General features: G+C 58.0%; 10 protein-coding genes, 3 tRNA genes and 2 rRNA genes. 1 reads left to right on the forward strand and 14 read right to left on the reverse strand.

The window, feature by feature from the left end:
- Positions 1-12: 12 nt before the first annotated feature.
- From T518_RS02170 to T518_RS02195, 7 genes are all read right to left on the reverse strand, one after another.
- Positions 13-1,908, reverse strand: coding sequence for an LTA synthase family protein (locus tag T518_RS02170; RefSeq protein WP_415949320.1), 1,896 nt, complete (start codon positions 1,906-1,908; stop codon positions 13-15).
- A gap of 131 nt (positions 1,909-2,039) precedes the next feature.
- Positions 2,040-2,807, reverse strand: a complete 768-nt coding sequence (locus T518_RS02175) for a DeoR/GlpR family DNA-binding transcription regulator (protein ID WP_036374355.1) — start codon at positions 2,805-2,807, stop codon at positions 2,040-2,042.
- A 168-nt stretch (positions 2,808-2,975) separates the two neighbouring features.
- Entirely contained in the window at positions 2,976-4,535 is a 1,560-nt protein-coding gene (locus T518_RS02180) for a ClC family H(+)/Cl(-) exchange transporter (RefSeq protein WP_036374358.1), read from the reverse strand.
- 70 nt (positions 4,536-4,605) lie between these two features.
- On the reverse strand, positions 4,606-4,836 hold the full coding sequence (gene rpsR, locus T518_RS11520) for a 30S ribosomal protein S18 (RefSeq protein ID WP_072003558.1): 231 nt from the start codon (positions 4,834-4,836) through the stop codon (positions 4,606-4,608).
- Positions 4,837-4,857: 21 nt separating this feature from the next.
- Positions 4,858-5,304 (reverse strand): single-stranded DNA-binding protein, encoded by a 447-nt coding sequence (locus T518_RS02185; protein ID WP_036374550.1) that lies wholly within the window; start codon positions 5,302-5,304, stop codon positions 4,858-4,860.
- A gap of 73 nt (positions 5,305-5,377) precedes the next feature.
- On the reverse strand, positions 5,378-5,665 hold the full coding sequence (gene rpsF, locus T518_RS02190) for a 30S ribosomal protein S6 (protein ID WP_036374361.1): 288 nt from the start codon (positions 5,663-5,665) through the stop codon (positions 5,378-5,380).
- 131 nt (positions 5,666-5,796) lie between these two features.
- Complete coding sequence (locus tag T518_RS02195) at positions 5,797-6,741, reverse strand: DMT family transporter (protein ID WP_051652138.1); 945 nt, start codon at positions 6,739-6,741, stop codon at positions 5,797-5,799.
- 140 nt (positions 6,742-6,881) lie between these two features.
- Between T518_RS02195 and T518_RS02200 the strand changes: the two genes are divergently transcribed.
- A complete protein-coding gene (locus T518_RS02200) occupies positions 6,882-7,835 on the forward strand; it encodes an AEC family transporter (RefSeq protein ID WP_036374364.1) in 954 nt (317 codons plus the stop codon).
- Positions 7,836-7,901: 66 nt separating this feature from the next.
- Here the strand turns inward: T518_RS02200 and T518_RS02205 are convergent, their stop codons facing one another.
- From T518_RS02205 to T518_RS02235, 7 genes are all read right to left on the reverse strand, one after another.
- Positions 7,902-8,525, reverse strand: a complete 624-nt coding sequence (locus T518_RS02205) for a DedA family protein (RefSeq protein ID WP_036374366.1) — start codon at positions 8,523-8,525, stop codon at positions 7,902-7,904.
- 83 nt (positions 8,526-8,608) lie between these two features.
- On the reverse strand, positions 8,609-9,184 hold the full coding sequence (locus T518_RS02210) for a TMEM165/GDT1 family protein (protein WP_036374368.1): 576 nt from the start codon (positions 9,182-9,184) through the stop codon (positions 8,609-8,611).
- Positions 9,185-9,241: 57 nt separating this feature from the next.
- Positions 9,242-9,317, reverse strand: a tRNA-Phe gene (locus T518_RS02215).
- Between the two features lie 4 nt (positions 9,318-9,321).
- Positions 9,322-9,398 (reverse strand) — tRNA-Asp (locus T518_RS02220).
- A gap of 38 nt (positions 9,399-9,436) precedes the next feature.
- Positions 9,437-9,512: transfer RNA gene (locus tag T518_RS02225), tRNA-Lys, on the reverse strand.
- Positions 9,513-9,688: 176 nt separating this feature from the next.
- Positions 9,689-9,805, reverse strand: a 5S ribosomal RNA gene (rrf, locus tag T518_RS02230).
- 68 nt (positions 9,806-9,873) lie between these two features.
- Positions 9,874-10,029, reverse strand: a 23S ribosomal RNA gene (locus T518_RS02235); the annotation flags it as partial.

Genomic DNA, 10,029 nt, shown 5'->3' on the forward strand with positions numbered 1-10,029 from the left:
CCCTTCATCGGCTCAGCGGCGCCCCTCAAGCTTCGTCTCATCGAGAATGGCACCGTACTTCGGGCGCCACCACGAGACGCTGCGGACGCCGTTGATGTAGTCCTCCATCGCCTGCTGGTCGAGCACCGGCTCCGTGCCGTCGACAGACTCCGGCACGAGCGGCACGGTGTCTGCCTTGCCGATGGCATGGCGCGTGATGAAGAAGCCGTAGTTGACGCCCTGACGGTTCGTGCGCGTCAGGCTCGAGCCGACAGCCATGTACGAGAAGCCCTTCGGCGCGATGAGCTCGTAGATGGTCGGCATGATGTCAATCTGGCTACCGGCCGCATCCGGGAGCAGCGTGCCCTTGTGGATGCCCTTGCCCGTGATGATGAACGGGATGCCGTAGCGCTCGTACATCGTCGGCGTCTTGTCGATGTTGTAGCGGTCACCGTGATCGCCGACGATGACGATGAGGCTGTCCGGGCACTTTGCCTTGACCGCCTGGACGAACTTCGCGAGCTCGCGGTCGGCATACCAGTAGTGGCCGAGTTCCTTGAGGAGCTCTTCGTCCTGCTGATGGTCTTCAGGAAGCGCCTCGCGCACCGCCTCCTTGTCGAATCCCTTGGCCGCAAGGTCAAGGTCGTACGGCGAGTGGTTCGAAGCGTTCAAGAGCACATTGAAGCTCGGCGTCGCAGGGTCGAGGCCATCGAGCACCTTCTCGTAGAGGACTTCGTCCTCACAGCCCCAGACGCTGCCCGGCACATCGCCGAAGTCGCCGCGGCTGTAGAAGTGCTCGAAGCCCTGCGCCTGCGTGAAAGCGCCGATGCGCTCCCAGGTCGACGGCCCCGCGTACCAGAAGTTCGTCTCGTAGCCGAGTTTCTCCATCTGCGGCGCACTGGCCGTCGGATACGGCGCGTCAAACGACTCCGGCATCGTCGTCAGATAAAGATTGGCGTCCGCAAAGCCCGTCACGACACCCGTGACGGCCGAAACGGTGCTCGCGCCATTCGGCAGGAACGTCGGACAGTAGTCCGTGTCATCCTCGGCGATGAGGCTGCGCATGCCGTGCGAGATGGGGATATCCTTGTACTTGTCGAGCAGCGGCCAGTTGGCAAAGCTCTCCGACAGGATGACAATGACCTGTGTCGGCCGCTCGATCTGCGGCCCCTGTGCCTCTTTCGTCAGGTAGACATCAAGGTCATCCGTATCGGCCGGCTTGCCCGAGAGCTTGGCCGCCAGGTTGCGGATGTCCTCCGTCGTGAAGTCGAGGCCATTGCAGGCGAGCATGCGCTCATTGAGGTTGTAGGCGCGGTAGATGGCCTGCACATTGTCGAGGATGGCCTCATTGAGGAAGTCGTCCTTCGTGACGCCGGCATTCTCCCAGTTGACGGACGTCTGCCATCCCAGGCTGCCGCCGAAAATGCCGAGCAGTACGACAATGTATGTCAGATAGAGAAAGGCCAGCCGTCCGAGCCAGCGCACGAATGCGGGCAGGCGCATGCCGTCCGTGCAGTTCTCGAGCCACGCGCAGGAAAGCAGCGCGCGCAGCCCGCGCCAAAGGACGCAGGCGAGCAGCAGGGCTCCCGCCAGACGCACCGGCAGGTAGTACTGCTGCACCATCGTGATGAAGAGCGCGTAGATGTCGTCGTTAGCTCCCGTGAAGAGCATCTGGTTGAAATTCGCGTGGAACTGGCGGTAAAACGGGAAGCTCGCGACAAAGAGAATGGAGAGCGCCGAGAGCAGCACGCCGTTCAAGGCGAGCACGAGCCGTCTTCCCCAGCGCGGCTTCCAGAAATGAAGCAGCAGCCCCGGAACAAAGCTCACGAGCGTCAGGGCACCGGCCGTCTGCATCGAGAGGCGGAAGCCGCGCCAGAGCGCGAGGAAGATATCATGAGCCCCTGTGCCCGGGCCCATGTACGGAGCCATCCAGGCGATGAAAAACCCCCGAAAAAGGGAAAGGACTGCGAGGTAAAACGCAAATACCTTCAGTCCTTCCAGGATGCCCGTATATAGAGTTTTCCAATTCAACCGTGACAGCCATGCGGGCATAGAGATCATCATGGCAGGATGATCTCCACGCCGTACGAATCCGCCGCAGCGCGGATGTCCGCCGCCGGCTCCGAATCGGTGATGAGACCCGAGAGCGTGTCGAGCGTCGTGTAGTTGTAGTTGCCGTCCGTGCTGAGCTTGCGCGCCTCTGCGACGACGTATGCCTTCTTGCTGTGGCGGATGATGGCTGCCTTGTTGATGCCATCATCGATATCGTACGTCGAGACGCTGTTCTCCTTGACATCGACGCCGACTGCACCGACGAAGGCGATGTCCGGCTTGAGGCGCGAGATGAAGTCGAGCGTCATACCGCCCCAGAAGCCGTCGCGGCTCTTGTTGATCTTGCCGCCAGCGAAGACGACGCGGATCTTCGGGTTGCGCGCGAGCACAACGAGGATATCAATCATGTTCGTGACGACCGTGACCTCGAGCTCCATCTTGACGAGGAGCTCCGCGATGGCGAGGTTGCTCATCGAGATGTCGAGGAAGACCATGTCCTTCTCGTGGATGAGTTTGACCGCTGCCTGCGCGATGCGCTGCTTCGCCTCGACATCCGTATTGCGGTGTTTGCTGACCTCGACCATGTGGCTGTTCTCGCGGATGCGGACCGCACCGCCGTACGTGCGCTTGAGCTTGCCCTTCTTCTCGAGGGCGCCGAGATCCTTGCGGATGCAGTCTTCCGTGACCTTGAACTTCTCACTGAGGTCGCGCACGCGGACCTTGCCGTCACGTGCCAGCATGCTCAGGATGATGTCTTGACGTTCTTCCAAAAACATATTAACCACTCCTATGAAACACTTGCTTTTATTGTTTGTTCTTGTTGTACGATTATTGTACTAGATAAGAGAAAAATTATCAAGCCTTTCTGCAAAAAACTCTCATATCTCATCACAAACATGGAAGATTATGCAGGATTTTGGCTGTTTTGTCCACATGAAGTCGACTCATCGGTCGGGATGCTCGGCGGCCAGGCCCTGAAGGGCCGCCGTATCATCGGCATCCGTCAGCACAAAGAGCGCATCGCCTGACTGCAGGCGGAGTTCGTCGCGCGGCGCGAGCTCCTGCGGGCCGCGGCGCACATTGACGAGCACGCAGCCAGACGGCCAGCCGGCCTGTGCGACGACAGCGCCATCGAGGGCCGACTTGACGCCGACTGACACCTCGAGGAGGATGCGGCGGTGGCGGATGCGGCGCGCGATCTTATCGCGCACGGCCAGGCTTTTAGAGAGCAGCATGTCGTAAACCGGCTCCCCGCCCGTGAGGTCCGAGACGAGGTAGGCCGTCATCGAGACGATGATCAGCGCGAGCATGTGCTCGAAGGACCCCGTCATCTCCATGATCAGGACACTGCCCGTGATTGGCGACTTGACGACAGCCGAGAAGTACGCCGCCATGCCGAAGACGATGCAGTTGACGGCGAAGAGCTCCGGCATCCAATGGAAGAAGATCGCGATCTTGGCGAAGACAGCGCCGCCAACCGAACCGAGTACGAGCATCGGCAGGAAGATGCCGCCCGGCACGCCCGAGCCAAAGCATATCATCGTGAAGAGGAACTTTGCCAAGAGCAGCAGAGCGAGAAAGGCCAGCGTGTAGTCCGTCACGACGAGCGAATCGACGAGGCGACTGCCACCGCCGAGGATCTCTGGCAGCAAGAAGCCCAGGACGCCTGCGCAGAAGAGCGGCACGAGAGGACGGTAGCGCGCCGGCATCTTCTTGTAGAAGTCCTGTGAGCGCGTGAGCATCGGGTTGAACGCGAGGCCCAAGAGGCCGACGAAGGCGCCGAGCACGATGAGCAGGATGTACATGTGTCCCGTATCGATGACCGGCACGACGCCCATGTGGAAGACAGGCTGCATGCCGAAGAAGTACTGCGTGACCGTCGTCGCCGTGACGGCCGCCGAGATAGCGCCCATGAGCACGAAGGCTGAGAAGTTCTTGGTGAGCTCCTCCAGACAGAAGATCACACCGGCCAGCGGCGCGTTGAAGGCAGCCGCGAGGCCCGCACCTGCGCCGGCCGTCAGCAGGTAATGGCTCTCTGCGTACGAGCGGTGCGTGAGACGGCCGAGGCCCTGGCCGAGACAGGCGCCGAGCTGGACGCTCGGGCCCTCACGGCCGAGCGACATGCCCGCGCCGATGCCGAGCACGGCACCTATGAACTTCAGGATGAGCACGCGCGCCCAGTTCATGTCCATCTCGCCGAGCAGGATGCCCTTGATCTGCGGGATGCCTGACCCTGAGGTCATGCCGTCCCTGCGCACGATGCGGTAGAGGACCCAGCCACAGATGGCCAGCAGCAGGAACCACACGGGAATCCAGGCGATGTGCTCCGGCAGCCAGCGGTAGAGCACGGGCAGGTATTCCTCCGACAGCTCCAGCAGATAGCGGAACAATGCGATAACCATGCCCGTGGCAATGCCGATGATATTGCCTTCAATGAAGAGGCGCAGTTTGAAATGACGTGGATCTGTCATCATGGTCATGGCACTCTCGATGCGCCTATGCATGATGTTCCCCCTTTCCATACGGGATACTCAACAAAAAAAGTGCTGTACCGAGGTACAGCACTTCATCATCTTATTCTGCAGTAAACGGCAGCAGTGCGATACTGCGTGCGCGTTTGATTGCAACCGTCACCTGACGCTGATGCTTAGCGCAGTTGCCGGAGATACGACGCGGTAAAATCTTGCCGCGCTCCGTAACGAAGCGGCGCAGTTTTGCAACGTCTTTATAGTCGATATGATCGACCTTGTCTACGCAGAACGAGCAGACCTTTCTGCGAGGTCTTCTGCCTCTGTCACGTCTCATCAAAGTAATTCCCCTCCAGTCTTAAAATGGGATTTCTTCATCAGGGATAGACGGACCAAACGAGCCAGCATCAGTCGGTTTGGACTGCGGCGGCTGCTGCGGTGCCGGAGCACCACCGAAACCACCCTCGTGCGAAGCCGAGTTTCTCGAATCGAGGAACTCGATCTCATCTGCTACGATTTCGGTCACATAACGCTTCGAACCGTCCTGTGCCTCGTAGTTCCTGACCTGGATGCGGCCTTCCACCGAGATGCGGCGGCCTTTGATCAGGTTGTTACCACAGATCTCAGCAAGCTTGCGCCAGGTCACAATGGGAATGAAATCCGCCGTTGGCTGGCCATCATTGGCATCTCTGCGAGCGAAACGGCGGTCAACAGCCAGTGTGAATGTGCATACAGCCACACCAGACTGCGTATAACGGACCTCAGGATCACGAGTCAGACGTCCAATCAGTATTGCCTTGTTCATGAGGTATGCCTCCCTGACACCCATATGGTGTAGTACATCTTAAAGAAATTGAAGACTTCTACAAGTCTCTCGCTCACTCCTCGTCGGATTTGACGATCATGTGCTTGAGGATCTCGTCCGTAATCTTCATGACGCGGTCGCACTCAGCAACGCATGCCGGCTCACACGTAACGTTGAACAGGCAGTAGAAACCTTCCGTGCAGTCCTTGATCTCATAAGCAAGACGCTTCTTGCCCCAGCGATCTTCTTTATCGATAGTACCACCGTTGTTCTGGATCAGGTTGCTGAACTTCTCGATGACAGCGTTCGTTGCATCCTCTTCCATCGGTTTCACGATAAATATGACTTCGTACTTTCTCACGAAATCACCTCCCTCTTTGGTCTTTGGCTCCCCCACTACGAGGAGCAGAGTTACATCTTCGCATTTCAGCGACTAAATTAGTATACCACGAGCTGCGCTCGAATGCAAGCATTATTCAAGTGCCATCGCATTCAGGCTCCGCCGGGGTGTGAGGCCTTCCCGCTGTCCTGATGACAGCGCGCGAGCTTCTCGGCAGCCGTCGTATTGCCTCCGCGCAGCGCGAGCACGACACCGACTGCGATCAGCGTGAAGCCGATCCAGAAGTAGAGCGTGACTGGCTCAGCGAGCAGCAGCCAGCCGAGGAACGTCCCGACGGTCGGCTGGAAGAACATGAAGAGACCGCCAAGCGAGGCATCCATATAGAGGAGCCCCTTGTTCCAGAGACAGAAACCGGCCGTCGTCGAGATGAAGCCGAGGTAGAGCACCGAGCCCCAGACGGACGGCGCTGACATCGCCGCGTAATCCGCAGAAGTCAGCAGCCAGTAAAGGCCGTACGGCGTCAGCGTCAAGAAGGCGATGAGCACGCTGTAGAACGTCACCGTGATGACGGGATACTCCGAAAGGAATTTCAAGAGGACCGACATGAAGGCCCATGTGACGGCTGCCACGAACAGCGAGAGTCCTCCGAGCGGATTAATCTCAAAGTTATCCGGATCCAGGACGATGAATAGAACGCCGATCGTGGCGAGAACGACGGAGATGATCCGCCCTGCCGTGAGTTTTTCATGGAGAAGGACATAGCCGAAGACGACCATGAACGCGGGCGTGGCAGCCGTGATGACCGAGCCCGTCTGCGCGGAAGTCATCATCGTACCCGTCTCCTGCGTCACGATGGAGAGCACTTGGCCGGAAAGAGCGGACAAGAGCAGCAGCTTGCAATCCTTCTTGTCGATATGCCAGGACGAATGCGTGATGACCATCAGGATGGTCAGGGCCAGCAGCGCCGTCCCGTAGCGCATCCAGACAAGCGGCACCGGCGGGATGACAAAGATTGCGAGCCGCACGGCGATGAACATGCCGCCCCAGATGCTCCCGGCCAGGGACAAGAGACACGATCCAATGACGAGATTACGCACAATACCCTCCTGATTCCCGAGGCCCCATTGCCTCATGCAAAGTATAACACAAGCCCCTCGATTTACAAGCCCTTCCAAACATGCTAGGATTAATGTGATAACGTAATTTATCGATCCGATATCTAGAAAGAAGTGACCACATGGACGCTATGAATCTGCGGTTGATCTTCGTGTTGACCGACCTCATCGCGCCGCTGGCCGTCGGCTACTACCTGCACCAGCGCCATCTCGTCTCTGACGAGTCCATCAACAAGCTCATCCGCTTCAACGTCGTCTGCATCTACACCATCCTCGCCCTGCTGAGTTTCTGGGTCCTGCCGATCTCGTGGAACCTGCTGATCGTCCTGCTCTTCGGCTTCCTGCTGATCCTCGTGCCAGGCGCCATCGGCAGCCTGCTCTTCGCCAGGCATTATGCGAGCTGGCTCGACCGCGGCGCCTACGTCGCGAGTGCCATGCTCTCGAACATCGGCACGCTCGGTGGCGTCTGCGCCTTCATCCTCTATGCCGAGCAGGGCTTCGCCTACACGCAGATCATCGGCACGTGCCAGAACATCATGCTCGTGCTCGTCATCTTCCCGATGGCCCAGTACTGCTACATAAAGCAGACGCACGCCATCCGCAAGACGAACCGCTTCAAGAGCTTCTGCGAGATGTTCTTCTCGCTCAATCAGATGAGCCTGCTCGGCATCGCGGTGGGGCTCTTGTTCAACGCCTTCGGCATCGCTCGCCCGGCCGTGCTCGGCACCATCTTCCAGGGACTCGTCCACATCGCCGCCTGGATTGCCATGCTGCCCGTCGGCTTCCTCATTGACTTTGGGCAAGTGCGCCGCTACGAGCGCCAAGTGCGCTCCTTGACCGCCCTGCGCTTCGTGATCACGCCGGCCATCTTCGGCGTGCTAATTTACCTCTTCGTCAGCGACCCCGTTGTACAGGGCACCCTGCTGATCTGCGCCTTCTGCCCGACGGCCATCAACGCCGTGCTGACCGCGCGCCTCTACCACCTGACGACCGACCTCTCCGTCGCCTCCTTCGTCATCACGACGGCGGCCTTCCTGCCCGTCATCTTCCCCGCGCTCTTCTTCCTGCTGCGCTGAGAAGCGCGCAACAAAAAGCCATCTCCAAGCCGCATGGACTCGGAGATGGCTTTTCTTTCTTTGTGTTTACTCTGCGTCAACGCTTTCCTGCGCGTTTTTTCTCTTCTTATGGCGGATGTAGAGGGCGCCGATGACGATGGCGGCGACCACGACGAAGACAATGCTCGCCTCATGGCCGATCTGCGTGAGGACCTTCCAGCTCTCGCCGAGCATCATGCCGGCGTAGAGGATCAGGGCCGTCCAAGGCAGTGCGCCCGCAAACGTCAGGATGAGGAAGCGCTTCATGTCGACATGCGCAAAGCCTGCCGGCAGCGAGATGAACGTGCGCACGACCGGCAGCATGCGGCTGAAGAAGACAGCCTTGAGGCCGTACTTGTCGAACCAGTTCTGCGCGACATCGACATGCGACTTCTTGATGAAGAAGTAATGGCCGTAGCGGTCGACGAAACTGCGTCCGCCGTAATGGCCGACGAGATAGGCAAAGATCGAGCCGAGCATGCCGCCGACCATGCCCGCCGTCAGGGCGCCTGCAAATGTCAGCTGCCCCGAGAAGATCAGATAACCCGCAAAGCCGAGGATGAGCTCACTGGGAATCGGGATGCAGGCATTCTCCGCAGCCATGAGGATGGCAATCGCGAAGTACCCCCACGAGGCAATGAACTCCAAGAACATCGTCGAAAACTGTTCCATGTTTGCAAGTCTTCCTTTCTTTTTATCGATATCTCAAACTACACTCATTATACATCACAATCTGGAAAATACAAGGAAAACGGTCACGCGAACACGCCCTGGAACGCGCTCTGCAGCAGGCCCAACACACCGAAGAATAGGAAGATCCCAGCCGACAGGTAGCGCATCTTCCTGGCCGGCAATTTACGGTGCAGGAAAGCCCCCGCAAGGATGCCGAGACTGTCAGCGAGCACCATGCCGACCACAGCTCCCAAGAGGACCATTGGCCAAGAATCGTACTGCGCTGCCATCGTCATCGCCGCGAACTGCGTCTTGTCGCCCATCTCACCGACGATGAACGTCATGGCGACCGTCAGCAGCGGACCGAAGCGCGACGTTGCCGCCTCCTCTTCTTCCTCATCGTCACCGCGCAGCGTCCAGACGCCAAAGCCGATGAACAAGCAGGATGCGATGACCGTCATGAGATGGACCGGGATGAGCTGTCCTGCCAGAGAGCCCACAGCTACAGCCAGCGAATGCACGAGGAAGATGCCGATCGTCATGCCGGCAAAGACAGATTGCCAGCGGTACTTGGCCGTGAACGCCATGACAATGAGCTGCGTCTTATCCCCAAGCTCTGCCAGGAAGACCACGAGAAACGAAGCGAGAAGGGCCTCCATTGAATACCTCCGATATATACATACGAAAAAAGCCCGCATAGCGGGCATGATGTCAAGTGGTGCCTCAGAGCGGAATCGAACCACTGACACGGGGATTTTCAGTCCCCTGCTCTACCGACTGAGCTACCGAGGCAAGATGGCGACCCGAATGGGACTTGAACCCATGACCTCCGCCGTGACAGGGCGGCATTCTAACCAACTAAACTACCGGGCCATAATAAGGATTGATGCACATCGTGGATCATCATGAATTGGTGGCTCACCCGGGATTCGAACCCGGGACACCCTGATTAAAAGTCAGGTGCTCTGCCAACTGAGCTAGTGAACCAAACGTGAGCGTCAAAATTCACTGCTGCAATTAAACTATATATCCTGATGTGTCACTCACAGGTCATTATTATACAGAGATTCTCCTGGCCTGTCAAGCACTGGCAAAAAGATTTTTCATCTTTTTCATCTCCTTGCCGTGCAAAAAAGGGCTCCGCCTCAGCGGAGCCCCTGCCTAACCGGCAACTTCCTATCCTCCCAGTCCGTCTCCAGACAAGTACTTTCGGCCTCTGAATGCTTAACTACTGTGTTCGGTATGGGAACAGGTGGAACCATTCAGGCATCATCACCGGATATTCTATTTGAATGATTGCACATTCAAAACTATACAGAAGAAACTACTCTGCGAACACTCCAGTTCTCTAGTTAAGCCCTCGACATATTAGTAGTAGTCAGCTTCATGCCTTGCGGCACTCCCACATCTACCCTATCAACCTTGTCTTCTTCAAGGTGTCTTACTAGCTTGTGCTATGAGATACTTCATCTCGGGACGGGCTTCACGCTTAGATGCTTTCAGC

The organism is Mitsuokella jalaludinii DSM 13811 (assembly GCF_000702905.1).
Classification (GTDB): domain Bacteria; phylum Bacillota; class Negativicutes; order Selenomonadales; family Selenomonadaceae; genus Mitsuokella; species Mitsuokella jalaludinii.